Here is a 23,748-nt window from a genome sequence, read left to right as displayed (position 1 = left end):
CGGTCCGGCGGGCGGTCCGGGCGAGACGGTGACGCATCGCCCGGCCGGCAGAACCGGGGTGCATAGCCGGATTACGTCTGGGTAGCCGCGCCGCCATGGCTGCACCACGTGGGAACGAGGCACACACCATACGGCCGGAACGCAGACGCACCCGGCGCTCCGTGCTGGCGGGACTCGCGGCGTTCGGCGCGCTGGGCGCGGCGGGCTGCACACGGGTGGCGTCGGCGTCCGGGGAGGGCGGCGGCGACCTGCTGGAGCGGCTGCGCGCCCAGGGCGTCGTACGGCTCGGGATCGCCGGCGAGGTCCCCTTCGGGTACATCGACCGGGACGGCAGGCTCACCGGGGAGGCGCCCGAGCTGGCCAGGGCCGTCTTCAAACGGCTCGGGGTGGACCGGGTGCAGCCGGTGCCGACCGAGTTCGGCTCGCTGATCCCGGGGCTGAACGCCCAGCAGTTCGACGTGGTGGCCGCCGGGATGTACGTCACCCCCGACCGCTGCGAGCAGGTCATCTTCGCGGACCCCGACTACCAGATGCCGGATGCGTTCATCGTCCGCAAGGGCAACCCGCTGGGGCTGCGCACCTACGCGGACGCGCTGCGCCGGCACGCGAAGATCGCCACCGGGACCGGGTACGCGCAGATCCAGCACGCCGTGGAGGCGGGCTTCAAGGAGAACGACCTGGTCATCGTCCCGGACCAGGTGGCCGGGCTGAACGCCGTGGAGTCCGGGCGGGTCGACCTGTTCACGGCCACGGCGGTCACCGCGCGGATGGTCGCGCGGGGCTCCGCCAAGGCCGAGTCGACCAAGCCGTTCGTCGCGCTCGTGGACGGCAAGCCCAAGGCGGACGGCGGCGCGTTCGCGTTCCGGCCGACCGAGACCCGGCTGCGGGACGCCTTCAACGCCGAGCTGCACAAGCTGCGCCGCAGCGGGGAGCTGTACCGGATTCTGCGGCCCTTCGGCTTCACCGAGGCGGAGATGACGACCATGACCGCGAAGGAGCTGTGCCGCCGATGACCGCGGGGTTGTGGGAAATCGTCCTCCGAGGGGTCGGCGTCACCCTCCAGTTGCTGGTGTACAGCGCGCTGCTGGCCGCCGCGATGTCCTTCGTCGCCGGTGCCGCGCGCACCCACCGCTCGTGGCTGGTCCGCTTCGTCGCCGGCCTGTACACCGAGGTGTTCCGCGGCATCTCGGCACTGGTGATGATCTTCTGGGTGTTCTTCGTGCTGCCGGTCGCCTTCGGCTGGCAGCTGGTGCCGATGTGGGCGGGCACGCTCGCGCTGGGCCTGACCTACGGCGCGTACGGCTCCGAGATCGTGCGCGGCGCGCTGGCGGCGGTGGATCCGGCGCAGCGCGAGGGCGGGGTCGCGCTCGGCTTCACGCCCTGGCAGCGGCTGCGGCTGATCCTGCTGCCGCAGGCGGTGCCGGAGATGATCCCGTCCTTCTCGAACCTGCTGATCGAGCTGCTCAAGGGCACCGCGCTGGTGTCCATCACGGGCATGGGCGACCTGGCGTTCAGCGGCAACCTGGTCCGGCTCGCCCTCCAGCAGAGCGCCCAGATCTACGCGTACCTGCTGCTGATCTATTTCGTGATCGCGTTCCTGCTGACCCGCGGGATGCGCGGTCTGGAGCGCCGGCTGAAGGCGGAGGTGGCCCGATGACCTGGGACTGGGGAGCGGTCGCCGACTTCCTGCCGTACTTCGGCAAGGGGCTGGTCGTCACGCTGGAGGCGCTGGCCCTGGGGTCGCTGATCTCGTTCGCGCTGGGTCTGGTGTGGACGCTGCTGATGCGGGCGCCGACCCGGTGGGTGCGCTGGCCGGTGGGGGCCTTCACGGAGTTCGTGCGGGACACCCCGCTGCTGGTGCAGCTGTTCTTCCTGTTCTACGTGCTGCCCGAGGCGGGGGTGACCCTGTCCCCGCTGACCACCGGGGTCCTCGGGCTCGGGCTGCACTACTCGACGTACACGATGCAGGTCTACCGGGCCGGCATCGAGGCGGTGCCGGCGGGTCAGTGGGAGGCCGCGACGGCGCTGAGCCTGCCGGTGCGGCGCACCTGGACGGCGGTGGTGCTGCCGCAGGCGGTGCGCCGGGTGGTGCCGCCGCTCGGCAACTACGTCATCGCGATGCTGAAGGACACGCCGATGCTGATGACGATCGGCGTGCTGGAGATGCTGGGCCGGGCGCGGCTCGTCTCCCAGCAGCACTTCCAGTTCACCGAGCCGCTGACGGTGATCGGGATCGCCTTCGTCGTCGTGTCGTACCTGGCCTCCCTTCTTCTGCGCACCCTGGAGCGACGCCTTGTCCGTTGAGACCAGCAAGCAGCCGGCCGCGACCGGCACCGTGCCGACCGAGCTGATCCGCATCGAGGGGGTGACCAAGCGGTTCGGGGAGAACACCGTGCTGGACGGGCTGGACCTGTCCGTGGACGCGGGCCGGCACGTCACCCTGATCGGGCCGTCGGGTTCGGGCAAGACCACGATCCTCAGACTGCTGATGACCCTCGCCAAGCCGGACGAGGGCACGATCACGGTGGACGGGCAGCGGCTGTTCCCGGCGCCGGAGAAGCAGGTCCGGGAGGTCCGCAAGAAGATCGGGATGGTGTTCCAGCAGTTCAACCTGTTCCCGAACATGTCGGTGCTGCGCAACATCACCGAGGCGCCGGTCCGGGTGCTCGGGCTGTCGAAGGACGAGGCCGAGGAGCGGGCGCGGGAGCTGCTGGACCTGGTGGGCCTGGCCGACAAGTGCGACATGAAGCCGACCCGGCTGTCCGGCGGGCAGCAGCAGCGGGTGGCGATCGCGCGGGCGCTGGCGATGCGGCCCCAGGTGCTGCTGCTGGACGAGGTGACCTCCGCGCTGGACCCGGAGCTGGTCGCGGGCGTGCTCGACCTGCTGCGGGACATCGCGCGCAGCACCGACATCACGATGCTGTGCGTGACCCACGAGATGGGGTTCGCCCGGGACATCTCCGACCAGGTGCTGATGTTCGACGCGGGCCGGGTCATCGAGGCCGGCCCGCCGGAGCAGATCTTCGGCGACCCGGAGCGGGAGCGGACCAGGGAGTTCATCAGCGCGGTGCTGTGAGCGCGGGGCCCGCCGACAGCGGGCGGGTACATGCCTTTGGCATATGCCAGTGGATCTCACCGCCGGTGGGGGCGGGCACTCGAAGGGCTTCATCTCGCCGACACCCTCTTCCCGGGGGTCCCCGCGCGGCTATCGTGGACACGATCCGACCCGGATCGCGGCCGAGGGGGACCCATGAGTTTCAAGCCGACCGCCCCGTACCACTGCGCCCAGGAAGCCCTGCGCGTGCTGGAGACCGTCTCCGGCCAGCCGGCCGGCGTCACCGCCGCCGAACTGGCCCGCCGCACCGGCCTGGGCCCCGGGCGGCTCACCGGCCTGCTGCGGATGCTGCGCCGCGAGGGCTACGTCCAGGAGATCGCCGACGGCGCGTACGTCACCGGCGAGACCCTGCGCCGGCTCGGCTCGGCGCACGACCGGGAGCGGGCCCTGCGCGACAAGCTCCAGCAGAACCTGGACCGGCTGCGCGACTCGGTCGGCGCGGCCGTCTACCTCAGCCGGTACGTGGACGGCGAGGTCCGGGTCGCCCAGTACGCCGCCGGGCCGGCCACCCCGGCGGTCAACGAGTGGGTGGACTTCCGCTACTCCGCCCACGCCACGGCCGTCGGCAAGAGCCTGCTGACCCAGCTGGACGCGGGCGCCCGCCGCGACCACCTGGCCCGGCACAAGATGGCCCGGCTCACCTCGCGCACGATCACCAGCGACAAGCTGCTGCTGTCCCGGCTGGAGGCCCAGCCGCCGTCGGCGCCGGTGCTCGACCTCCAGGAGTACGCGGTCGGCACGGTCTGCGCCGCCGTACCGGTCACCGCCGGTTCCACGGTCGGCTGCCTCGCGCTGTCGCTGCCGGTGCGCGACGCCCACCGGCTGAAGCGGGCCGCGGACACCCTGAACCGCAACGCGGCACCGGTCCTGCTCTCGCTGGCGATCTAGGGCCGCCCGGGGTGGTCACGAGCACCCCTCGGGACCAGGTAGTATTTTCTTCGTCGCCGGCCGCGGGAGGAAAACCCGAGGCAGGCGGGAGTCACGCGCCGCTAGCTCAGTTGGTTAGAGCAGCTGACTCTTAATCAGCGGGTCCGGGGTTCGAGTCCCTGGCGGCGCACCTGGGAAAGGCCCCTCGCCTCGGCGAGGGGCCTTTCGTTTCACCTCAGAAGGTGACGTCCGAGCAGGCGTAGAACGCGTTGCCCGTGTCGGCGATCGTCCACACCGAGACGATGACGTGGTGCCCGCTCAGGCCGGACGGCAGGGTGCCGCTGTGGCTGAGCGTGGACGGCGGCTGCTTGCCGCCGTAGGGCACCGTCAGGAACGGCGTGAGGTTGAGGTCGGAGCGGGCGAGGTTGTGGCCCTCGTTCCAGCCCGGCTTGGTGATGTAGTACTTGAAGTCCGTCGTGGCGTGCCTGGCGGTGAACTGCCAGCGGAAGCTGTACGACTGGCCGCCCGTCACCTTGGTGGTCGGCCAGGCCGCGCCGGACGGCGTCCTCGGCGCGCTGAGCTGGGCGAACTGCCCCAGCCCGGCGTTGCAGATCTGGCCGTCGGCGGGTCCGCCGGCCGGGAAGCCCTTGGGGCCCTCGACGCTCTGCGGCTCCCACTGGATCGAGCCGCAGTTGGTCACGGTGCCGTTCTGGCAGAGCTTCTGCCTGCTGATGGGGAGGTCGGTGTAGCCGTGGCCGCTGGCACCGCCGGTGGAGAGCGCGAACGCTCCGGCGGTCACCGCGCCCAGTACGACCGCGGACAACTTGGTCTTGGTGCGCATGCTGCCGCTCCTGGGGAACGTGGGGAGTTCAGGGAGTTCGGTGCGCCGTGCAGGTAGGTCTAGACCAAGTCTCAGATTATTGCCGTTAGTTGAACATGTCCATACCAATCGCCTAAGCGTTCGTCCCGCCGCTACACCGGCTCCCCGCGCCCCGAGCAGAACGCCACGGTCAGGTCCCGCACCAGCACCTTGCGGTCGTAGTCGTCCAGCTCGACCAGGCCGCGCGTGGTCAGCCGGGTCACCGTGTCCTCCACCGAGTCCACCACCGAGCCGAGCAGGCTGGCCCGCTGCCGGGCGTCCAGCGCGGCGATCCGGCGCCGGTGCACCGCGGCGGCCACCTCGGGGGCGTACTCCACCCGGACCGGCTGCACCGAGAACACCTCCACCCCCACCGGCGCGGTCTCCTCGGCCACCAGCCGGGTCAGCGCGTCCCCGGCCGCCGTCGTCCCGCCCCGCGCGCCGCCCGCCGGCTCCACCGGCACCCGGGCCAGCGCCGCCTCCACGCACTCGCGCAAGTACGTCTCGTGGTCGTCGACGCTGAGCAGGGCCCGCGCGGTGTCCCGCACCCGCCACACCACCAGCACCACCACCCGCAGCGCCATCCCGTCCGGATCCACCGCCGGCATCGCCTCGCTGCGCCAGTGCCGCAGCCGCACATCCACCCGGCGGCGCGGCAGCAGCGGATTCACCCACAGCAGCCCGGTGCGCCGGACCGTCCCCCGGTACCGCCCGAACAGCCCCAGCACCCAGGCCCGCCCGGTCCGCCCCCGGGCCAGCCCGCCGAACCCGGCCGCGCCCAGCAGCCCGGACCCGGCGTACGCGGCCAGGTGGGCCAGGCCGAGCCCGGGACCGGAGCCCGCCGGCAGCCCGAGCGCCCGGCCCGCCGGGGGCGGCAGCAGCCCCGCCCACCAGGTGGTGACCAGCGCGCCGGTGAGCCCGCAGGCCCCCGCGAGCAGCCCGGCCGCCCCGGGCAGCACCCGCGCCGGGCGCTCCGCCAGCCCGGGGTCGGTCTCCGGCAGCGGCCGGCGGCGCACCGGCACCGGGCGGCCGGGCCGGGGCCGCTCGCCGGTGTCCTGCCGGCGGCCCACCAGCGCCGGTGCGAGCGGCACCCGCACCGGGTCGGGGCCGTCCCGGAAGAGCAGGTGGACGGGGATCTCGGTGGTGGCCTCGTTCTGGATCAGCCGGGCCGGCCGGACACCGGCACCGCAGGCGGTGCCGTCCGACTGCCCCTCGGACTCGGGCGGGGTGTGGGATGTGGTCGTACTCATGCGTGCTCCAGCCTCCGCGCCAGACGCGTCATGAACAGGGAAAGGGACGAGAACGTGCCCGGCCGGCGGCCCGGGAGCGGGGAAGGCGGTCCGGGAAGGGGGAAGGAGGGAGGGGGGAAGGGGGGGAAGGGGGGAAGGGGGAAGGAGTGGGGGCCTAGGCGAACAGGCGGCGCCAGGTCTCCGGGCCCGGATGACCGTCCGCGGCGCCGCCCCGCCAGCCCTGGGCCCGCTGGAACGCCTCGACAGCCCTGCGGTCCGCCTCGCCCCAGCGCGGGCCCGGGCCGTGGGCGTAGAACCGGCCGTACCCCTTGTGCACCAGCCGGGCGCGGAGCCGGGTGACGTGGTCGTTGACCGCGCCGGGCCGGAAGGAGGACACCCCCGGATAGGGCACCTCCGTCTTCGCGCCGCCGGCCGCCTGGGCGCCGGCCGCGCCCTGGGGCAGGCCCTTGTAGCGGTAGGGGACGTACTTGCCGGAGTTGCTCCAGTAGGCGTAGGGAGTGGTCTGGCGGCGGGCGTGCGGGGGCGTCTGCTCGTAGGCCGTGTAGGAGGTGTGCTTGTCGTCCGTCCAGCCGCCGAAGATCACTACGTGGGAGCCCTTCTCGGGGTTGTCGGGGTTGTGGAACAGCAGGATGTCCCCCGGCTCCAGCTCCGCCTTGGTGATCTTCACGCCGAACTGGCCGAGGCTGCCGGTCCACTCGTTGTTCGGCAGGCCCCAGGCCATGGAGACGTAGCCCGAGCAGTCCTGCCGGTAGCCGTCGGACCAGAAGGCCGTCATGCTGTACGGCACCTTGGCGTCCACCCAGGTCTTGGCCCGCTTGATGATGTCGGCGCGGGTGGTGGCCGGGACCGGCTCGGCGGGGATCTTCTCGGGGCCGCCCGGTCTGCCGTACAGCGGGGCCCAGGGGCCCTGCGGGGTGGCGAACTCCTCGTCGCCGGGCTGTGCCGCGCGGTGCGGGGCCTGGCCGGGGGCGGCGACGGCGACGGCCGGGAAAAGCGCGCCGAGGGCGGCGGAGGCGGCGGCCGCGACCACGGCGGCGCGGGCCGCCGGGCGGGTGCGGCCGGGGTGGGGACGGGGGGAGCCGGTCCGGGAGAGCCGGCAACCGGGGCAGAGGCAGTCGCTCGCGGGGTCGACTTCCTCGAACGTCGGAGCGGTCATGCGATCTGCCTCACATTCTGGGGGGATGTGTTCGCGAGTGCGCACGTTGATCAGTTTCCCAACCGCCTTGGAACCGCGCATTCTGACGGTCCGAATGATGTACGCGGACCCTCCGGGCGGGGTACGGGCCACCGGAGTGCGGTCCGGAGCACCCTCCAAGGTCCGGTAGAGTTTTCTCTGTCAGCAGGCGCCGCTAGCTCAGTTGGTTAGAGCAGCTGACTCTTAATCAGCGGGTCCGGGGTTCGAGTCCCTGGCGGCGCACCGACGGAAAAGCCCCTCGCCTCGGCGGGGGGCTTTTCGTCTGCCCGGGGTGCGGACGGGCGGTTACGCTCTGGCCATGGCAGCCCGGGACCTTCAGGAGCGGATCAAGAAGCTGATCGTGGACCGGCGGCTGCCCTCGGGCGCCCCGCTGCCCACCGAGCCGGAGCTGATGCGGCTGCTGGGGGCGAGCCGGAACTCGGTGCGGGAGGCCCTGAAGGCGCTCCAGGCGATGGGCATCGTGGAGATCCGGCACGGCTTCGGGACGTACGTCGGCTCGATGTCGTTCGCGCCGATGATCGAGGGGCTGGCCTTCCGGACCGTGGCCGGCCACTACCGGGGCGAGGACACGCTGCTCCAGCTGCTGGAGCTGCGCGAGGCCGTGGAGACAGGACTGGTGTCGCGGCTGGCCGGACGGCTGGCGGAGGCGGACCTGGCCGAGCTGGACGCGCTCGTGGACCGGATGGAGCGGGAGGCCGCCGAGGGCACCGGGCTGGCCGGGACCGACCGCGCCTTTCACGCCACGCTGTACCGGGGCCTGGACAACGTGCTGCTCGGCGAGGTGCTGGAGGCGTTCTGGGACGCCTTCCACCGGGTGCGGCGCGACCTGGCGGCAACGCCGCAGGACCCCCGGGTCACCTGCCGCCAGCACCGGGAGATCGTGGACGCGGTGCGCTCCGGGGACTCGCTGCGGGCCGAGCGGGCCATACGGGACCACTTCGGCAACCTGCGCGCCCGCCTGTCCCACACGCCCACGGCCACCTCCTGACCGCTCACCGGGACACCCCCGTCAGGTACGAGGAGACGACCACGTTCGCCGTGTAGCTGCCGTCGGCCCGGTCGAAGGAACCCCCGCAGGTGATCAGGCGCAGCTCGGCGCGGCCGGGCCGGCGGGGGCCGTAGGCCTGGTGGGCGTCGAAGCCGTCGCGGGGCAGGACACGGATGTCGTCCACGGTGAACTCGGCGACCTTGCCGTCCGCGCGCACCACCCGGACGGTGTGGCCCGGCTTGAGGGTGCTGAGCCGGTAGAAGACGGCCGGCCGGGTCGTGGTGTCGACGTGGCCCACCAGCAGGGCCGCCCCGGCCGCGCCGGGCTTCGGGCCGGCGCCGTACCAGCCGACCACGCCCGGCTGGTCGTAGGGCGGCGGGTCGATCGCGCCCCGGGCGTCCAGGCCGCGGGTCACCACCGGGGCCTGCACGCCCAGGGCGGGGATGTCGACGCGCTGGGGCACCGCGTCGGCCAGCGGCCGGGCCGCGCCGGGCAGCCGGGCGGGGTCGCCGGCGCGGCCCGCGGCGAAGACGTCGCCCGTGGCGGCGCCGCCCGCGTCGCGCGTCACGCCGGTCACCTCGCGCCCCCACAGCCACAGTCCGCACAGCAGGAGCCCCCAGGTCAGGGCGGTGACCAGCCGCCCGGTGCCGCTGCCGCGGCCCTGCTCGCCGGACACGGGCGGTCAGCGGGTGGAACGGGTGCGGCGGGCGCGCAGTCCGACGGCGAGCGCGGCGAGGCCGGCCAGCACCAGGCCGGTCACCGCCTGGCCGGTGTCGGGGCCGGAGCCGCTGGTGGCGACGGTGGCGAAGTGCGCGGTGCCGCCGCCGCCCGCGGGGACCGGGGCGATCGGGGAGGCGGCGGCGGTGGCCGGGGCGACGGGCGCGGCGGGGCGGGCGCCGTCCGGCCCGCCGACCGTGAGGCTGCCGGTGATCACCCGGTCGCCGCAGACGGCCTTCACGGTGTAGGCGCCCGGCTCCAGGTCGGAGCGGACCCGGGTGTCGCCGGTCAGGGCGCCCCCGCCGCCGGTCAGGCGGGCGTCGGAGACGAAGGCGGCCGAGGCGGCACTGCCCTGCCCGCCCGCGCAGCCCTCGGTGCGCACGGTGAGGTCGGCGCCGGGCGCCGGGGAGGCGGGGGTCACGGCGACCGAGCCGCCACCGTCCGCCGCGTGGGCCGCGGGGGCGGCCGCGGTGACCGCGACGGCGAGGATTCCGGTACAGACAGTGAGGCGTAGTGAGCCCATCGTGAACCTCCAGTTATCTGGAGGCTCCCCCGCACCGGGCGCCTCCGCATCCTCGGGAGGCGCCCAACTGCTCCGAACGAGTGATACCGGGTTTCGGCCGGGCGGGACCCGCCGCCGGAGCCGCCCGGACCGGGCCGTTCGGACCAGGCCGTTCGGACCAGGTCGTTCGGACCGGGCCGCTCAGACCAGGTCGACCAGGTCCGCGATGGAGTCGACCACCTGGGACGGGCGGAACGGGTAGCGGTCGATGTCGGCGGGCTGGGTGACGCCGGTCATCACCAGGAAGGTGCGCATCCCGGCCTCCAGGCCCGCGAGGACGTCGGTGTCCATCCGGTCCCCGATCATCGCCGAGGTCTCGGAGTGCGCGCCGACCGCGTTCAGCCCGGCCCGCATCATCAGCGGGTTGGGCTTGCCCACGAAGTACGGCTTCTTGCCCGTGGCGGCGGTGATCAGCGCGGCGACCGAGCCGGTGGCGGGCAGGTCGCCCTCGGTGGAGGGGCCGACGTTGTCGGGGTTGGTGGCGATGAACCGGGCGCCGTTGTTGATCAGCCGGACGGCCTTCGTCAGCGCCTCGAAGGAGTAGGTGCGGGTCTCGCCCAGGATCACGAAGTCGGGCTCGTGGTCGGTGAGGATGTAGCCGATGTCGTGCAGGGCGGTGGTCAGGCCCGCCTCGCCGATGACGTAGGCGCTGCCGCCGGGCCGCTGGTCGTTCAGGAACTGGGCGGTGGCCAGCGCCGAGGTCCAGATGTTCTCCACCGGCACGTCCAGGCCCATCCGGCGCAGCCGGGCGTGCAGGTCGCGGGCGGTGTAGATGGAGTTGTTGGTGAGCACCAGGAAGGGCCGGCCGGACTCCCGCAGCTTCTTCAGGAAGGCGTCGGCCCCGGGAATGGGCACGCCCTCGTGGATCAGGACGCCGTCCATGTCGGTGAGCCACGACTCGATGGGCTTGCGGTCTGCCATGTGCTGCGTCTCCTGGCCTGCGTGCGAACGGAAAACGGGGGGCGCCGGAACCACGGCGTACCGACGCCCCCAGCCTAGTCAGGACCGGTCGATCCGGACCCCGTCGATCACCCAGTACCAGTTGTTGCCGCCGGTGTAACGGAACCGGACCCGGGCGCTGGTGGCGCCCGCCGGCACCTGGAGGGTGACGGTCTCGGTGCGCGAGGGCACGTCGGCGGAGTACGTGCGCACGCTCACCGGGGTGCCGCCGTCGTAGGAGACGAGGACCTCGCCCTTCTGCGGGGACTCGTGCCGGTAGTAGGTGGTGTACGTCAGCACGGCCGTGCCGCCGCCGGTGACCGGGTAGGCGGGGCTGACCAGGGTGGAGTCGAAGGTGCCGGTGTAGGTCCGGTCGGCCCACTCGTCGCCGTCGGCGACCGCGAAGACGTTCCGGGCGCGGATGTTGGACTCGCGGTTCTGGTCGCGCTGGGCCTGGGTCCAGAACTCGTCGGTGGTGAAGGACCAGCCGCGCCACTCGGTGACCCCGCCGCCGCCCATCGCCGAGTTGTCGACGGACCAGCCGGGCGGCGGGGTGTGGGTGAAGCCCACGAGGCCCGCCGGGATGCCGGTCTCGTCCACGCGGGCCGCCAGCGAGCCGCGCAGGGCGTCGAAGTCGTCCGGGACGGGCTGCTGGACGGGCCGGCCGTCCAGCCCCCACGCCGGGTCGAGGGGGATGCCGAGGTGGGCGAGGGCGGAGACGGCGACGTCCGGCATCTTCACGTCGTGACGCACCGATCCGGGCGCGAGCGCGGAACCGGTCGCGATGAGGAAGGTCTGCCGCTCCTGGAGGGTGGAGCCGCCGTGGCCGCCGGCGTCGGTGTGGCCGTGGTCGGCGGTGACCATGATCAGCCAGTCCTCGGCGGCGTACGACGGCCGGGCCTTGACGGCGGCCACGATCTCCCCGACCTGGGCGTCGGCGGTGTGGATGGCGTCCAGGTACCGCTGGGAGGCGGCGCCGTAGGAGTGGCCGGCGTGGTCGATGTTGTCCAGGTGGACGAAGACCGCGTCCGGGTTCGCGTCCCGCAGCCGGGCGACCGCGCGGGAGGTGGTGCCGGTGTCGTACTCGGCGCTCGGGGTGGAGACGCGGGTGTCGACCTTCGCGGAGAACACCGTGTCGGTGAGCGGCGTCCAGGAGGCGACGGCGTACGTGGACAGGGCGGGCTTCGCGGTCTCGGCGCGGGTCAGGAAGTCCGGGTACTGGGTGAACCGGGCGCCGGTGAAGGCGTTGTCCTTCACGTTGTGCTTGTCGGGCCAGACACCGGTGAGGATCGTCGACCAGCCGGGGCCGGAGAGGGTCGGGGCGAGCGGGTTGGCGTAGATGCTGCTGGGCGCGGTGAGCCCGGCCGCCATCAGGGCGTCCAGGTGCGGCGCGTCGGCGTCCTTGATCCGGCTGAGCAGGGCGCCGTCCAGGCCGATGACGAGCACCTTCGGGGTGCGGGCCGCGGCCCGGGCGACGGCGGTGAACGACCCGGCGGTCGCCGCCGCCGCGGCGGCGGACAGGAGGAGGGAGCGACGGGAGAGGTGGGGCACGGGGTCCTCCGGAGAAAGAGGGGCGGACGTGCGTACGGGCATGGCGACGCCCCCGGTGGTGCCAGGGGCGTGTGGTCTCGCGGTGCGGGGCTGTCTACGGCCGCGCGGCGGAGAAATCAACTGCCGGTCGCGGACTTCCAGTCCTCGACGTAGGCGCTGAGGTTCTTCTCGATGTCGTTCCAGTCGGGTTCGAAGACCTCCACGCCGTCCATCAGCCGGGTCAGCGCGACGGCGTCGGCGTCGGTGGCCTTGACGTCCTGCCGGGCGGTGAAGCCGCCGCCGATCGCGCTGACCTCCTGCTGCTGCTTGCGGGCGAGCATGAAGTCCAGCAGCTTCTTGCCGTTGGCGCTGTGCGGGGCCTTGGTGACCAGGCCGGCCGCGTACGGCAGGGCGAACGTGGTGGGCTTGCCGTCGGCGCCGGCCGGGAACCAGATGCCGAGGTTCGGCATGGACTTGGTCTGGGCGTAGTTCATCTGCACGTCGCCGTTGGCGACGAGGAGTTCGCCCTTGTCCACCTTGGGGGCGAGCTTGCCGGTGGAGGCGGACGGGCCGACGTTGTTGGCCTGGAGCTTCTTCAGGTAGGCGAGGCCCCGCTCCTTGCCGCCGAAGTCGTGGAACGCCTTGATGAGGACGGCCGTTCCGTCGCCGGCCACGCCCGGGGTGGAGTACTGGAGCTTGTTCTTGTAACGGGCGCCGAGGAGTTCGTCCCAGGTCTTCGGGGGCTGCTTCAGCTCCTTCTTGTTGTAGACGAACCCGAAGTAGTTGGTGACGACCGAGGTCCAGGTGGAGTCGGCTGCCTTGTCGGCGCCCGCGACCTGGTCGGCGCCGGCCGGGGCGTACTTCTGCAGCAGGCCCTTGCCGGCGGCCTGCTGGATGAACGGCGGCAGGGTGACCAGCACGTCGGCCTGCGGGTTGCTCCGCTCGCGGACGGCGCGCTGCACCATCTCGCCGGAGCCGCCCTCGACGTACTTCACCTTGATGCCGGTCTGCTTCTGGAAGTCCTTGAACACCTGGTCGTACCAGCCGTCGCCGTTCTCCCCCTTGAGTCCGTCCGCGCTGTAGACGGTGACGACCCTGGCGTCCGAGGCGGCGGAGGAGCCGCAGGCGGACAGCGCGGGCGCGGCGAGCAGGGCGAGGGCCACGGCGAGCGGGACGCGGTTTCTGGGCATGGCGGGGCGGTCTCCTGGCGAGGTGACGGAGGTGATCCGGGGAGGGTTCAGCGGTAGGAGGCCCGGGTGCGGACCCGGGAGACGGCGAACAGGACGAGCAGGGTCGCGGCCATCAGGACCACGGCCACGGCGGACCCGGTGAACAGGGCACCCCGGTCGGTGGCCGCGTAGATCAGCACGGGCAGCGGGGTCCAGTCCGGCGGGTAGAGCATCATCGTGGCGCTCAGCTCGCCCATGGACAGGGCGAAGCACAGGCCGGCGGCGGCGGTCAGCGAGGGCAGCAGCAGCGGCAGCCGCACCCGGAACAGGATGTAGGCGGGCCGGGCGCCGAGGGAGGCGGCGGCCTGCTCGTAGGCCGGGTCCAGGCGGGTCAGGGCGGCCGACACCGACTGGTGGGCGAAGGCGGTGACCAGCACGGTGTGGGCGGTGATCACGATCCACCGGGTGCCGTTGAGCAGCAGCGGCGGCTGGGAGAACGCCACCAGCACCGCGAGGCCCACCACCACCGACGGCACGGCGACCGGCAGCACGAACAGGGCGTCCAGCACCCGGCGGTGGCGCCTCTTCAGGGCGGCCCCGGCCAGCGCGGCCCAGGTGCCGGCGGTCAGCGCGAGCAGGCTGGCGGCGACCGCCGTGACCAGGCTGGTGGTGAGCGCCTGGAGGGCCTCGCCGCGGGTGGCGGAGCGGTAGTGGTCCAGGGTGGGGCCGGAGGGCAGGGTGCCGGACCAGTGGGTGGCGAAGGAGGCGCCCAGGATGACCAGCAGCGGCAGCGCGAACAGCGGCAGGAACAGGACGAGGAACACCGTCCACACGGCCCACCTGGCCTTGCGGCTATGCACCAGCACGACGGCTCACCACCCGGTACAGGCCGTACAGGCCCACGGAGATCAGGACGTTGACGACGGCGACCGCGCAGGCGCCCGGGTAGTCGGACTCCAGGATCGCCTTGCCGTAGACGAGCATCGGCAGGGTGGTGACCCCCTTGGCGCCGGTGAACAGCACGATCCCGAACTCGTTCAGGCACAGCACCAGGACCAGGCTGCCGCCGGCCGCGAGCGCGGGCAGCGCCTCGGGAAGGATCACCTGCCGGACGATGCGCGGCGCCCGCGCGCCCAGCGAACCGGCCACCTCCAGCTGGGCGGTGTCGAGTTGCGCGAACGCGGCGAGCAGCGGGCGCATCATGAACGGCGTGAAGTAGGTGACCTCCGCCAGCAGCACGCCCCAGGGCGTGGTGAGGAACTGGAAGGAGCCGAGGACGCCCGTGCCGCCGTAGAGGAACAGCAGCGCCAGCGTGATCAGGAAGGACGGGAAGGACAGGTACACGTCGATGAACCGGGCCACCGACCTTGCCCCGGGGAACGGCACGAACGCGATGACCAGCGCCAGCAGGAACCCCAGGACCAGGCAGCCGGCGGTGGCGGCCAGCGCCAGCCACACGGTGGTCCACAGCGCGTGCCGGAACGCCTCGGAGCCGAAGACGTCGGCGTACGCCTGGAGGGAGGTGCCTCCGGTGTCGGGGCGCAGGGACTGGCGGACGACGAGGGCGAGGGGGTAGAGGAAGAAGAGGGCGAGCGCGATTACTGGAGGAAGGGCCCAGGCAAGCGCCCCGAAGGGGCGCGGGCCCGTCTTCGAATTGCGGCTGCCGCCGCGTGGGCGCAACCAGCCACGAACCACCCGCGGATTCTCGACAACCTCAGCCATGGCTGACTCCCGCGGGCAGCAGCACGGCGTCCTCGGGCTCGAAACTCAGGGTGACCTGGTCCCCGTAGGCCGGCGGAGCCTTCAGTTCCCGTACGTCCGCCATCACCGTGTGCCCGTCGACCTCGACGTACAGCCGGTGCGTGGCGCCGCGCCACTGGATCTCCCGTACGGTGCCCGGGAGCCGGTTGGGTCCCTCGCCCAGCCCGACCAGGTGCGGCCGTACACAGAGCGTGGCGCGGGCGCCCACGGCGGCCCCGGCCGTGTCGAGCTTCAGTTCGGTGCCCGCGAGGGACACACCGCCATCCGTCACGGTCACCGGGACCAGGTTGGCGCCGCCCACGAAGGACGCGGTGAACGCGTCGGTGGGCGCCCGGTACAGCTCCCTCGGCGTGCCGCAGGCCCGCAGCCGGGCCGAGTCCATCACCGCGATCCGGTCGGCCAGGGTCAGCGCCTCGACCTGGTCGTGGGTGACGTACAGCATCGACACGTCGGGCAGCTCGCGGTGCAGCCGGGCGAGTTCGGCGAGCATGCCGGAGCGCAGCCGGGCGTCCAGCGCGGACAGCGGCTCGTCCAGGAGGAGTACGCGGGGCCGGATGGCGAGGGCGCGGGCGATCGCGACGCGCTGCTGCTGTCCGCCGGACAGCTCGCGCGGGTGCCGGCGGGCGTAGCCGGCCATGCCGGTCAGCTCCAGCGCCTCGGCGACCCGCTGCCGGATCTCGCCCTTGGGGGTGCGGCGGGCCTTGAGCCCGAAGGCCACGTTCTCGTCCACCCGCAGGTGCGGGAAGAGGGCGTAGCTCTGCACGACCATGCCGATGCCGCGCCGGTACGGCGGGAGGTCCGTCACGTCCTCGCCGCCGAGGTACACCCGCCCGGACGCGGGCCGCACGAACCCGGCGACCGCCCGCAGCGCGGTGGTCTTGCCGGATCCGGACGGCCCGAGGAGCGCCATGACCTCGCCGGGCTCGACGGTCAGGTCGAGGGAGTCGAGGACGACGTTGCCGTCATAGGCGACCGTGACGGAGTCGAAGCGGATGCCCATGTCAGCGGTCCCCGGCGAGCAGGCCGGGCAGGCCGGCGACGGAGTCGAGGACATGGGTGGCACCGGCGGCGGTGAACTCGGCGTCGCCGTGCGCGCCGGTGCGCACGCCGGCGACCAGCCCGGCCCCGGCGCGTACGCCGCTGAGCACGTCGTACGACGTGTCGCCGGCCACCGCGACCTGCCGTACGTCGTCGGCCGCCTTGGTGCGGACGAACGCCTCCAGCACCATGTCCGGGTACGGTCGCCCGCGCCCGCCGGCGTCGGCCGGGCACAGGGTGAGCGGCACCAGGCCGCGCCAGCCGAGGGCGTCCAGGATGGCGTCCTGGGTGACCCGGGCGAAGCCGGTGGTGAGGACGACGGTACGGCCGGCCTCGGTCAGTTCCTCGATGGCCTCGCGGGCGCCGGGGACCGGCGCGATCAGGCCCTGGTCGACCAGGTCGCCGTACGCCTTCTCGAAGGCGGTGTTGGCGCGCCGGGCCCGCTCCTCGTCGCCGAAGAGGTGACGGAAGACGGAGATCTTGGACTCGCCCATGGTGGCGCGGACGTAGGCCAGGTGCTCGGCGTGCTCGGCGGAGCCGGGCTCGACGCCCAGCTCGGCGGCGGCAGCGGCGAAGGCGCGCTCGACCAGGCCGCCGTCGGCGACGGTGGTGCCGGCCATGTCGAGGACGACGAGGCGGATGCCGGGGCCGGCCGGGGTGTTCGGGGTGACAGGGGTCATGGAGGTGTTCACCAGCCCAGTTCGTTCGCGGTGGTCTCGGCTATCGCGGGGGCGCAGGTCATGCCGCGCCCGCCGGGCCCGGTGACCAGCCACACCCCCTCGTGCACCTGCTGGCGGTGGACGACCTTGCCGGGGTCGGTGCACTGCGCGTACACGCCCGCCCAGCGGTGCCGTACGCGCGGCAGCGGCCGGCCGAGGAGGGACTCGACGACGCCGGTGAGGTGCTCGTAGGGCTCCTCGACGGTGTCGAAGGCGAAGGGGTGCTCGTACTCGTGGGTGTCGCCGATGGTCAGGCCGCCGTCGGCGCGCTGCACCATGAGCAGCTGCATCTTGTGCGCGGCGGCGGTCTGCGGCTGCGGCTGCCGGGCGTTCAGCTCGTCCAGCGCCGGGGAGGCGTACGCCGGGTAGTAGCGGAAGCTGTCGGCGTCGGCGACGGAGGTGGTCAGCGGCTCGCCGAGCGGGTCGGTCTGCATCATCTGGAGGCGGACGCGGCGCACCGGGAGGTCCGGGCCGGCCAGTTCGCGGACGAGTCCGCCGAGCCAGGCGCCGGTGCACAGCACGACGGCGTCGGCGTGGTGGGTGTCCCCGTGGTCGTCGCGGACGGTGCCGGCGCCGGTCACGTCGCGCACCTCCCGGCCCGGCAGGAAGGTGTAGTTCGGGGACTTCAGCAGCTCGGCGCGCAGGGCGAGCTGGGCGGTGCGGGGCTCCACGGCCGCGTCCCGCTCGCAGTACAGGGCGGCGGTGAAGTCGCCGCGCAGGGCGGGGTTCAGGGCGCGGGCCTCGCCGGGGGTGAGCAGCTTGTAACCGCGGGCGGCGGCGTCCGCGCGGGCCACGGCCGCCTCGGCGACGGCGAGTTCGAGCGGGCCGCGGACCGGGGTGAGGGAGCCGTTGGGGCGGAAGCCCAGCGCCGGGACCCGGCCGCCGATCCCCTCCCACAGCTCCCGCGCCCGCAGGGCGGCTGCCAGCTCTTCTCCACCCGCGCGCCCGCTGACCCAGATCTGCCCGAAGTTGCGCAGCGAGGCGCCGCGCGCCTCGGCCTCGCGCTCGATCTGGACGACCTGGTGGCCGCGTTCCACTGCGTGCCAGGCGTGCATGGTGCCCACCACGCCGGCTCCGACGACTGTGACTCTCACGGCGGCAACGCTCCTCTTGATTCGGGAACCGGAGACATCCGGCTGACAACGAGAGCGTGAACGAGCCATCACGTTTGGGCTAGACCCGTTATCTTTTTGTGACTTCAGGGCGGGGTGCGCGGGGTGCGGAGCGGCCGGGGCCCCTCAGCCCTGGAGGTGGGTGGTGAAGGAGAAGCGGTCGCCGCGGTACAGCGACCGCACCCGCTCCAGCGGGCGGCCCTCGGTGTCCCGGGAGATCCGGTGGATCAGCAGCATGGGCAGGGCGGGCGGGGTGCCGATGAGGAGCGCCTCGCGGGGGGTGGCCAGGACGGTCTCGATGCGCTCGTCCGCGTCGCCGAAGGAGATGCCCTGGGCGGCGAGGTAGCCGTAGAAGGAGGAGTCCGGGTCGAAGTCGGCGTCCAGCCGGGGCACCCGCGCGACGGCGACGTACGTGCTCTCCAGGCCCACCCGCTCGTCGTCGGCGAGCAGCACGCGCTCCAGGTGCCAGACGGGCTCACCGCGGCCGATCCCGGTCTCGGCGGCGAGCGGGTCCGGGCACGGGAACCGGTCGAGGGTGACGAGGGTACGGCCGGGGGTGCGGCCCTGCCGGCGCACGCCCTCGGTGTAGCTGGCCAGGGACAGCGGCTGGGCCAGCTTGGGTCCGGCGACCACCGTGCCCCGGCCCCGGCGCCGCAGCCGGCCTTCCAGCACCAGGTCCCGCACGGCCTGCCGCACGGTCTCGCGGGCCACGTCGTACCGCTCGGCGAGATCCCGTTCGGTGGGGATGACGCCGCCCTCCCCCAGTTCCTCCAGCAGCGCGGCGATCCGCGCCTTCACCGCGTAGTACTTGGGGATGCGCCCGTGCTCGGGGATACCGGAGCGGACGGGGGCGCCGGGGGCCTGGTCGTTGGGGTAGTCCACGGGGGGATCGTCGCAGACGGGGTCGGTGGCGGAGGGGGTGGGGAGGGGGCGGGGAGGGGCGTGGGCGCGGGGCGCGCAACGGCGGGCGCGGGACGGGGCCGTCAGCGGCGGGTGCGGGCGCGGGCCGTCAGCGGCGGGCGCGGAGCAGGAGGCAGGCGCCGGTGGCGGCGGCGAGCAGGGTGAGCAGGGGGACGAGGACGGTGGTGAGCGGGGTGCGGGCGGGCTCGGGTGCGGCCCGGGTGGCCGGGGAAGGGGCCGGGGTGCGGGTGGGGCGCAGGGCGTGGGCTTCGCGCGCTTCCCGTACGGGGTCGGGGTCCTCCGGCCCCTCCTCGCTGCCGCCGTCGCCGTCCTCGGTGACCGAGAAGCGGTAGGCGCTGGACTCCCCGACCCAGTCCCCGTCCTGGCCCCGCCGCTGTACGACGGCGGCGTTCGCGGTGACCCGGCCGGCCACGGCGTCCGGGGCGAGCGAGAACCGGACCCGTACGGCGACGGTCCGGCCGGGCGGCACGGTGAACCCGGCGAATCCGGCGCCGTCCAGCACGCCGACCAGTTCCCGGGCGTCGGTGGCCTCGAAGGCGACGCGGTGGGCGCGGGGGCCGTCGTAGAAGTCCAGGCGGGGGTGGTCCGGCCGCAGCGCGCGTTCGTCGTCGACGAGGACCACGACCGGGTGGATGCCGGCGCAGGGCCGGTCGGTGGTGTTGGTGAGGTCGATGTACCAGGTGCGGGGCCGGTCACCGGCCTCGTACGACGCGGGGCCGCCGCGGATGCGGGTGGCCAGCGGGAACGTGTGGGCGTCGGCGGCGGCGCAGGAGGGGGCCGCGGGGGGTTGTGCGCGGACGTGGGCTGCGGACGGTGGCACGGAGAGGACGACGGTGGCTGCCGTGGCCGCGGCCACGGCCGCGGCAGCCAGGCAGCGGGACAGGGGCGTGCGCAGTCGCATGAACACATGACCCTGCCGGGCGGAACGGGGGTGGCGGCGCCGCCATGCCGGGGCCTGGGGAAGGTCCCCTCCACCGGCGGACACCGGACGCCGACCGGCCGGTTGTCGTCTGCGGGCCCGCCGTGGCCGGTCGCGCAGTTCCCCGCGCCCCTGAGCGAGTCACCGCACCCTCGACCGAACACGCAACGGCGTCACCCACGGCGCCGCGGGACCACCCGCCGGTCGCCAGGCCGCGGGCCCGTCGTGGCCGGTCGCGCGGTTCCCCGCGCCCCTTCGGGGGGGGCTCCCCCGTCAGACATCCCCCCGTCCGAACAGCGGCGCCAGCAGCAGTTGTGCGGCGCCCTCCGAGACCAGGCGTTCCGCTCTCGGGGCGACCCGTACGGGTACGTCCTCGTCCGCTCCCTCGCGTCGGGCGCGTGCGGCCAGTGCCTCGGCGACCCCCCGTACGTACGCCTCGGGCGCCCCCGCGACCGTACGTCCCCCGAGCAGCACCCCGTCGATGTCCAGCAGCCCGACCAGGTTCCCGGCGGCCACCCCGAGCACCCGTGCCGCCTCCGTGATCTCGCCCCGGGCCGCCGCGCCGAGGCACAGTGCCTCCACGCAGCCCCGGTTCCCGCACTCGCACGGCGGCCCGTCCAGTTGGATCACCTGGTGGCCGAACTCCCCCGCCCCGGTGCGCGCCCCGCGGTGCACGCCGCCGTCGATCACCAGCCCGGCGCCGAGCCCCGTACCGAGGTGCAGATACGCGAAGGACCGGCCCGCCACCTCCTGCGCGCCGCCGACCGCCAGCCCGAGCGCCGCCGCGTTGGTGTCCTTGTCGACCACCACCGGCATCCCCAGCCGCCGCGCGAGCGCGTCCCGCAGCGGAAAGCCGTCCCACTCGGGGAACCCGGTGACCCGGTGCAGCACCCCGCGCGCGTGGTCCAGGGGGCCGGGCAGCGCCACCCCCGCCCCGACCAGCGAACCGGCCCCGGCGAGGTCCTCACCGCCGGCACCGGGCAGGTCCCCCACGACGTCGTGTACCGCCGCGCACACCGCCCCCAGCACGGCCTCGGCCCCCGCCCCCAGGTCCAGTTCCGCGCGCCGCTCGGCCACCACGGCACCGTCCAGCCGGACGAGCACGGCGCGCAGTTCGTCACGGTCCAGGTGCACCCCGACGGCGTGCCCCGCCTCCGGTACCAGCCGCAGCACGGTCCGCGGCTTGCCCCCGGTCGACGCCCGCCGCCCGGCCTCCGTGGCGAACCCCTCCGCCCGCAGCCGCGCGGTGATCTTGCTGACGGCCTGCGGGGTCAGCCCGGTGCGCTCGGCCAGCTCCAGCCGGCTGATGCCCTCGGCCCCGGCGTCCCGCAGCAGCCCCAGCACCAGCGCGGTGTTGTGGCTGCGCACCAGCCCGAGATTGGCCCCCGCGACGCCCTTGTCCCCCGTCATCCCCGCCCTCGGCTCGCTCCTGTTCACGCCCCCATTCTCCCCGCCGCTTGCACTTTCGCAACAGCGTTGCCAAAGTGGGACGCATGACTGCAACCCCCCTCCGCGTCGGCCTGATCGGCTACGGCCTCGCCGGCTCGGTCTTCCACGCCCCGCTGATCGCCGCCACCGAGGGCCTCGCCCTGGACACCGTGGTGACCTCGAACCCGGAGCGGCAGAAGCAGGCCCTCGCCGAGTTCCCGGAGGTCCGGCCCGTCGCCACCGCCGAGGAGCTGTTCGACCGGGCGGACGAGCTGGACCTCGTCGTCGTGGCCTCCCCGAACAAGACCCACGTGCCGCTGGCCACCACCGCGCTCCGGGCGGGCCTGCCGGTGGTCGTGGACAAGCCGGTCGCCGGCACCGCGGCCGAGGCGCGGGCGCTGTCCGCCCTCGCCGAGGAGCGCGGTCTGCTGCTGTCGGTCTTCCAGAACCGCCGCTGGGACAACGACTTCCTGACCCTGCGCACGCTGCTGGCGGACGGCGCACTCGGCGACGCCTGGCGCTTCGAGTCCCGCTTCGAGCGCTGGCGCCCGCGGCCCAAGGGCGGCTGGCGCGAGTCCGGTGACCCCGCCGAGATCGGCGGCCTGCTCTACGACCTCGGCAGCCACGTCGTCGACCAGGCCCTGGTCCTCTTCGGCCCGGCCACCGAGGTGTACGCCGAGACCGACATCCGCCGCCCGGGCGCCGAGACCGACGACGACACCTTCATCGCGCTCACCCACGCGAGCGGCGTCCGCTCCCACCTCTACGTCTCCGCGACGGCCGCCCAGCTCGGCCCCCGCTTCCGGGTGCTGGGCTCCCGCGCGGGCTACGTCAAGTACGGCCTGGACCCGCAGGAGGCGGCCCTGCGCGAGGGCGGCCGGCCCGGCACCACCGCCGGCTGGGGCACCGAGGACGAGTCCCTGTGGGGCCGGATCGGCTCCGGGGAGTCCCCGCTGACCGGCGCCGGCACCCCCGTACCGACCCTGCCGGGCGACTACCCGGCCTACTACGCGGCCGTCGCCGACGCCCTGCGCGGCACCGGGCCCAACCCGGTGACCGCCCTGGAGGCCGCCGCCGCGCTCGACGTCCTGGAAGCGGCCCGCCGGTCCGCCCGCGAGAAGGTGACGGTGACCCTGTGATGCCCGAGAACGCCCCGACCGTCCAGGAGCTGGAGGAGCAGCAGCGGCGCCTGGTCTTCCGGCGGTTCACCCACGAGGACGCCTGGGCCCTCGGCTGCCTCCTGGTCGAGCGGGCCCGGGAGCGCCGGGCGCCGGTCGCCATCGACATCCACCGGGCCGGCCAGCAGCTCTTCCACGCCGCCCTGCCGGGCTCGGCCCCGGACAACGACGCCTGGATCGCCCGCAAGCGCCGGGTGGTGGAACGCTACGGCGCCCCGTCCTACCTGGTCGGCGCCCGCTTCCGCGCCAAGGGCACGACCTTCGAGGACTCCTCCCGCCTGGACCCGGACACCTACGCGGCGCACGGCGGCTCCTTCCCGGTCACGGTGGAGGGCGTCGGCGTGATCGGCGCGGTGACCGTCTCCGGCCTGCCCCAGATCGAGGACCACCGGTTCGTGGTGGAGGCGCTGGAGGAGTTCCTCGGCCGTTCGGCCGGCTGAGGGAACGGCGGGAATCAACCCGGGTCACCCTCCGGTTGGCAGGACCGAAGGCCTGACGATCACGGCACTGTCCACCACCGGAGGGATCACATCCGATGACCACCGCACTGAAGGAAGGCGTCGGCCGCTACGGCGTCTGGAGCATCGAACTGCGCGCCGAGGACCCGGCCCGGCGCGGCGAGCTGGACGAGGCCGCGGCCGAGCTGGAGGAACTCGGGTACGGCGCGATCTGGCTGGGCGGCAACAGCACCGCGGACCACGCGGCCCCGCTCGTCGGCGCCACGCGTGGTGTCGTCGTCGGCACCAGCATCCAGAGCGTCTGGCAGCAGGACGCCGCCACCACTGCGGCCGGCTTCACCGGGCTGGAGACCGCCCACCCCGGCCGGTTCGCGCTCGGCCTCGGGGTGAGCCACGGCCCGCGGGTGAAGGAGTACCGGCGCCCGTACGCGGCCATGGTCGAGTACCTGGACGAGCTGGACCGGGCGGGCGTGCCCGCCGAGCGGCGGGTGCTGGCCGCGCTGGGCCCCCGGATGCTGGAGCTGGCCCGGGACCGCGCGGCCGGCGCGATCCCGTACCTGACCACGCCCGAGCACACCGAGCGGGCCCGGGAGATCCTGGGCGCGGGGCCGCTGCTGGCCCCCGAGCTGAAGGTGGTCCTGGAGAGCGACCCGGGCCGGGCCCGGGAGACGGCCCGCGCCTACCTGGCCCGCTACCTGGAACTGCCCAACTACACCAACAACTTCCTGCGGCTGGGCTTCACGGAGGAGGACGTCGCCGACGGCGGCAGCGACCGGCTCATCGACGCGGTCTTCGCCTGGGGCGACGAGACCCGGATCCGCGAGCACGTCAACGCCTTCCACCAGGCGGGCGCGGACCACGTGGCCCTCCAGGTGGTGACGGCGAACGTCGGCGAGGTCCTCCCGAGGAAGGAATGGCGCGACCTCGCCGCCCTCCTGGGCTAGCCGGTCCGGAACAAGGGGTACGGGAACCGCGCGACCGGCCCGGACACATGTCCGGGCGAGGCCGCGCTCCCGGCCCTCC

25 protein-coding genes and 2 tRNA genes are annotated in these 23,748 nt (G+C 73.8%); 11 read left to right on the top strand and 16 right to left on the bottom strand.

Going from position 1 to position 23,748, the window contains the following annotated elements:
* Positions 1 to 95 precede the first annotated feature (95 nt).
* From ehuB to Srubr_RS35935, 6 genes are all read left to right on the top strand, one after another.
* Positions 96 to 1,013, top strand: a complete 918-nt coding sequence (gene ehuB / locus Srubr_RS35960) for an ectoine/hydroxyectoine ABC transporter substrate-binding protein EhuB (protein ID WP_229926699.1) — start codon at positions 96 to 98, stop codon at positions 1,011 to 1,013.
* The gene (ehuC, locus tag Srubr_RS35955) at positions 1,010 to 1,657 is read left to right on the top strand and encodes an ectoine/hydroxyectoine ABC transporter permease subunit EhuC (protein ID WP_189995789.1); all 648 of its coding nucleotides are present in this window, start codon (positions 1,010 to 1,012) and stop codon (positions 1,655 to 1,657) included. The genes ehuB and ehuC overlap by 4 nt, the downstream gene beginning before the upstream one ends.
* Positions 1,654 to 2,304 (top strand): ectoine/hydroxyectoine ABC transporter permease subunit EhuD, encoded by a 651-nt coding sequence (gene ehuD / locus Srubr_RS35950; RefSeq protein ID WP_189995791.1) that lies wholly within the window; start codon positions 1,654 to 1,656, stop codon positions 2,302 to 2,304. The genes ehuC and ehuD overlap by 4 nt, the downstream gene beginning before the upstream one ends.
* Positions 2,294 to 3,076 carry an ectoine/hydroxyectoine ABC transporter ATP-binding protein EhuA gene (gene ehuA, locus Srubr_RS35945; protein WP_189995793.1) on the top strand — a complete coding sequence of 261 codons (783 nt, stop codon included), beginning with the start codon at positions 2,294 to 2,296 and terminating at the stop codon, positions 3,074 to 3,076. The genes ehuD and ehuA overlap by 11 nt, the downstream gene beginning before the upstream one ends.
* A gap of 174 nt (positions 3,077 to 3,250) precedes the next feature.
* On the top strand, positions 3,251 to 4,003 hold the full coding sequence (locus Srubr_RS35940) for an IclR family transcriptional regulator (RefSeq protein WP_189995795.1): 753 nt from the start codon (positions 3,251 to 3,253) through the stop codon (positions 4,001 to 4,003).
* Positions 4,004 to 4,098: 95 nt separating this feature from the next.
* Positions 4,099 to 4,172 (top strand) — tRNA-Lys (locus Srubr_RS35935).
* A gap of 45 nt (positions 4,173 to 4,217) precedes the next feature.
* On the opposite strand, the gene Srubr_RS35930 is transcribed toward Srubr_RS35935, so the two are convergent.
* The 3 genes from Srubr_RS35930 to Srubr_RS35920 all read right to left on the bottom strand — a co-directional run bounded on the left by Srubr_RS35930 (position 4,218) and on the right by Srubr_RS35920 (position 7,247).
* Positions 4,218 to 4,823, bottom strand: coding sequence for a lytic polysaccharide monooxygenase auxiliary activity family 9 protein (locus Srubr_RS35930; RefSeq protein ID WP_189995797.1), 606 nt, complete (start codon positions 4,821 to 4,823; stop codon positions 4,218 to 4,220).
* A 131-nt stretch (positions 4,824 to 4,954) separates the two neighbouring features.
* Positions 4,955 to 6,091, bottom strand: coding sequence for an SPFH domain-containing protein (locus tag Srubr_RS35925; RefSeq protein ID WP_189995798.1), 1,137 nt, complete (start codon positions 6,089 to 6,091; stop codon positions 4,955 to 4,957).
* 154 nt (positions 6,092 to 6,245) lie between these two features.
* Positions 6,246 to 7,247, bottom strand: a complete 1,002-nt coding sequence (locus Srubr_RS35920; protein WP_189995800.1) for a peptidoglycan-binding protein — start codon at positions 7,245 to 7,247, stop codon at positions 6,246 to 6,248.
* 187 nt (positions 7,248 to 7,434) lie between these two features.
* Between Srubr_RS35920 and Srubr_RS35915 the strand changes: the two genes are divergently transcribed.
* A tRNA-Lys gene (locus Srubr_RS35915) sits at positions 7,435 to 7,508 on the top strand.
* Between the two features lie 76 nt (positions 7,509 to 7,584).
* On the top strand, positions 7,585 to 8,274 hold the full coding sequence (locus tag Srubr_RS35910; protein WP_189995801.1) for a FadR/GntR family transcriptional regulator: 690 nt from the start codon (positions 7,585 to 7,587) through the stop codon (positions 8,272 to 8,274).
* 4 nt (positions 8,275 to 8,278) lie between these two features.
* On the opposite strand, the gene Srubr_RS35905 is transcribed toward Srubr_RS35910, so the two are convergent.
* The 13 genes from Srubr_RS35905 to Srubr_RS35845 all read right to left on the bottom strand — a co-directional run bounded on the left by Srubr_RS35905 (position 8,279) and on the right by Srubr_RS35845 (position 21,071).
* Positions 8,279 to 8,950 carry a class F sortase gene (locus Srubr_RS35905; RefSeq protein WP_189995803.1) on the bottom strand — a complete coding sequence of 224 codons (672 nt, stop codon included), beginning with the start codon at positions 8,948 to 8,950 and terminating at the stop codon, positions 8,279 to 8,281.
* A gap of 6 nt (positions 8,951 to 8,956) precedes the next feature.
* Positions 8,957 to 9,514 (bottom strand): hypothetical protein, encoded by a 558-nt coding sequence (locus Srubr_RS35900; RefSeq protein ID WP_189995805.1) that lies wholly within the window; start codon positions 9,512 to 9,514, stop codon positions 8,957 to 8,959.
* A gap of 180 nt (positions 9,515 to 9,694) precedes the next feature.
* Positions 9,695 to 10,474: an HAD-IIA family hydrolase gene (locus Srubr_RS35895; RefSeq protein WP_189754171.1), complete on the bottom strand. Its 780-nt coding sequence runs from the start codon at positions 10,472 to 10,474 to the stop codon at positions 9,695 to 9,697.
* 78 nt (positions 10,475 to 10,552) lie between these two features.
* On the bottom strand, positions 10,553 to 12,085 hold the full coding sequence (locus tag Srubr_RS35890) for an alkaline phosphatase family protein (protein WP_189995813.1): 1,533 nt from the start codon (positions 12,083 to 12,085) through the stop codon (positions 10,553 to 10,555).
* A 74-nt stretch (positions 12,086 to 12,159) separates the two neighbouring features.
* Positions 12,160 to 13,212 (bottom strand): 2-aminoethylphosphonate ABC transporter substrate-binding protein, encoded by a 1,053-nt coding sequence (locus tag Srubr_RS35885; protein WP_189995815.1) that lies wholly within the window; start codon positions 13,210 to 13,212, stop codon positions 12,160 to 12,162.
* Positions 13,213 to 13,259: 47 nt separating this feature from the next.
* On the bottom strand, positions 13,260 to 14,057 hold the full coding sequence (locus Srubr_RS35880) for an ABC transporter permease (RefSeq protein ID WP_189995817.1): 798 nt from the start codon (positions 14,055 to 14,057) through the stop codon (positions 13,260 to 13,262).
* Complete coding sequence (locus Srubr_RS35875; protein WP_229926700.1) at positions 14,044 to 14,913, bottom strand: 2-aminoethylphosphonate ABC transporter permease subunit; 870 nt, start codon at positions 14,911 to 14,913, stop codon at positions 14,044 to 14,046. Before Srubr_RS35875 ends, Srubr_RS35880 begins: the two co-directional genes overlap by 14 nt.
* Positions 14,906 to 15,952: an ABC transporter ATP-binding protein gene (locus Srubr_RS35870; protein ID WP_189995819.1), complete on the bottom strand. Its 1,047-nt coding sequence runs from the start codon at positions 15,950 to 15,952 to the stop codon at positions 14,906 to 14,908. The genes Srubr_RS35875 and Srubr_RS35870 overlap by 8 nt, the downstream gene beginning before the upstream one ends.
* Before the next feature lies 1 nt (position 15,953).
* Entirely contained in the window at positions 15,954 to 16,670 is a 717-nt protein-coding gene (locus Srubr_RS35865) for a phosphonatase-like hydrolase (RefSeq protein ID WP_189995820.1), read from the bottom strand.
* Positions 16,671 to 16,678: 8 nt separating this feature from the next.
* Positions 16,679 to 17,803, bottom strand: coding sequence for a TIGR03364 family FAD-dependent oxidoreductase (locus Srubr_RS35860; protein ID WP_189995823.1), 1,125 nt, complete (start codon positions 17,801 to 17,803; stop codon positions 16,679 to 16,681).
* Between the two features lie 144 nt (positions 17,804 to 17,947).
* Positions 17,948 to 18,703, bottom strand: coding sequence for a GntR family transcriptional regulator (locus Srubr_RS35855; RefSeq protein WP_189995825.1), 756 nt, complete (start codon positions 18,701 to 18,703; stop codon positions 17,948 to 17,950).
* A gap of 127 nt (positions 18,704 to 18,830) precedes the next feature.
* Positions 18,831 to 19,643, bottom strand: coding sequence for a hypothetical protein (locus Srubr_RS35850; RefSeq protein WP_189995827.1), 813 nt, complete (start codon positions 19,641 to 19,643; stop codon positions 18,831 to 18,833).
* A gap of 291 nt (positions 19,644 to 19,934) precedes the next feature.
* Positions 19,935 to 21,071 carry an ROK family transcriptional regulator gene (locus Srubr_RS35845; protein WP_189996020.1) on the bottom strand — a complete coding sequence of 379 codons (1,137 nt, stop codon included), beginning with the start codon at positions 21,069 to 21,071 and terminating at the stop codon, positions 19,935 to 19,937.
* Positions 21,072 to 21,154: 83 nt separating this feature from the next.
* Here Srubr_RS35845 and Srubr_RS35840 point away from each other — a divergent pair, with 83 nt between their 5' ends.
* From Srubr_RS35840 to Srubr_RS35830, 3 genes are all read left to right on the top strand, one after another.
* On the top strand, positions 21,155 to 22,228 hold the full coding sequence (locus Srubr_RS35840; protein WP_189995829.1) for a Gfo/Idh/MocA family protein: 1,074 nt from the start codon (positions 21,155 to 21,157) through the stop codon (positions 22,226 to 22,228).
* Positions 22,228 to 22,707 carry a heme-degrading domain-containing protein gene (locus tag Srubr_RS35835; protein ID WP_189995831.1) on the top strand — a complete coding sequence of 160 codons (480 nt, stop codon included), beginning with the start codon at positions 22,228 to 22,230 and terminating at the stop codon, positions 22,705 to 22,707. Before Srubr_RS35840 ends, Srubr_RS35835 begins: the two co-directional genes overlap by 1 nt.
* 95 nt (positions 22,708 to 22,802) lie before the next feature.
* Positions 22,803 to 23,669 carry an LLM class F420-dependent oxidoreductase gene (locus Srubr_RS35830; RefSeq protein WP_189995833.1) on the top strand — a complete coding sequence of 289 codons (867 nt, stop codon included), beginning with the start codon at positions 22,803 to 22,805 and terminating at the stop codon, positions 23,667 to 23,669.
* Positions 23,670 to 23,748: the final 79 nt, after the last annotated feature.

Origin of the sequence: Streptomyces rubradiris (assembly GCF_016860525.1) — a bacterium.
Lineage (GTDB): Bacteria > Actinomycetota > Actinomycetes > Streptomycetales > Streptomycetaceae > Streptomyces > Streptomyces rubradiris.
This window is presented reverse-complemented; position numbering and strand designations above follow the sequence as displayed.

Coding starts and splice junctions, on each gene's coding strand:
- ehuD (WP_189995791.1), top strand. CDS start 1,654: ATGACCTGGGACTGGGGAGCGGTCGCCGACTTCCTGCCGTACTTCGGC.
- Srubr_RS35920 (WP_189995800.1), bottom strand. CDS start 7,247: ATGACCGCTCCGACGTTCGAGGAAGTCGACCCCGCGAGCGACTGCCTC.
- ehuC (WP_189995789.1), top strand. CDS start 1,010: ATGACCGCGGGGTTGTGGGAAATCGTCCTCCGAGGGGTCGGCGTCACC.
- Srubr_RS35895 (WP_189754171.1), bottom strand. CDS start 10,474: ATGGCAGACCGCAAGCCCATCGAGTCGTGGCTCACCGACATGGACGGC.
- Srubr_RS35870 (WP_189995819.1), bottom strand. CDS start 15,952: ATGGGCATCCGCTTCGACTCCGTCACGGTCGCCTATGACGGCAACGTC.
- Srubr_RS35940 (WP_189995795.1), top strand. CDS start 3,251: ATGAGTTTCAAGCCGACCGCCCCGTACCACTGCGCCCAGGAAGCCCTG.
- Srubr_RS35910 (WP_189995801.1), top strand. CDS start 7,585: ATGGCAGCCCGGGACCTTCAGGAGCGGATCAAGAAGCTGATCGTGGAC.
- Srubr_RS35865 (WP_189995820.1), bottom strand. CDS start 16,670: ATGACCCCTGTCACCCCGAACACCCCGGCCGGCCCCGGCATCCGCCTC.
- Srubr_RS35900 (WP_189995805.1), bottom strand. CDS start 9,514: ATGGGCTCACTACGCCTCACTGTCTGTACCGGAATCCTCGCCGTCGCG.
- Srubr_RS35930 (WP_189995797.1), bottom strand. CDS start 4,823: ATGCGCACCAAGACCAAGTTGTCCGCGGTCGTACTGGGCGCGGTGACC.
- Srubr_RS35925 (WP_189995798.1), bottom strand. CDS start 6,091: ATGAGTACGACCACATCCCACACCCCGCCCGAGTCCGAGGGGCAGTCG.
- Srubr_RS35875 (WP_229926700.1), bottom strand. CDS start 14,913: ATGGCTGAGGTTGTCGAGAATCCGCGGGTGGTTCGTGGCTGGTTGCGC.
- Srubr_RS35850 (WP_189995827.1), bottom strand. CDS start 19,643: ATGCGACTGCGCACGCCCCTGTCCCGCTGCCTGGCTGCCGCGGCCGTG.
- Srubr_RS35845 (WP_189996020.1), bottom strand. CDS start 21,071: ATGACGGGGGACAAGGGCGTCGCGGGGGCCAATCTCGGGCTGGTGCGC.
- ehuB (WP_229926699.1), top strand. CDS start 96: ATGGCTGCACCACGTGGGAACGAGGCACACACCATACGGCCGGAACGC.
- Srubr_RS35885 (WP_189995815.1), bottom strand. CDS start 13,212: ATGCCCAGAAACCGCGTCCCGCTCGCCGTGGCCCTCGCCCTGCTCGCC.
- Srubr_RS35890 (WP_189995813.1), bottom strand. CDS start 12,085: ATGCCCGTACGCACGTCCGCCCCTCTTTCTCCGGAGGACCCCGTGCCC.
- Srubr_RS35830 (WP_189995833.1), top strand. CDS start 22,803: ATGACCACCGCACTGAAGGAAGGCGTCGGCCGCTACGGCGTCTGGAGC.
- Srubr_RS35840 (WP_189995829.1), top strand. CDS start 21,155: ATGACTGCAACCCCCCTCCGCGTCGGCCTGATCGGCTACGGCCTCGCC.
- Srubr_RS35835 (WP_189995831.1), top strand. CDS start 22,228: ATGCCCGAGAACGCCCCGACCGTCCAGGAGCTGGAGGAGCAGCAGCGG.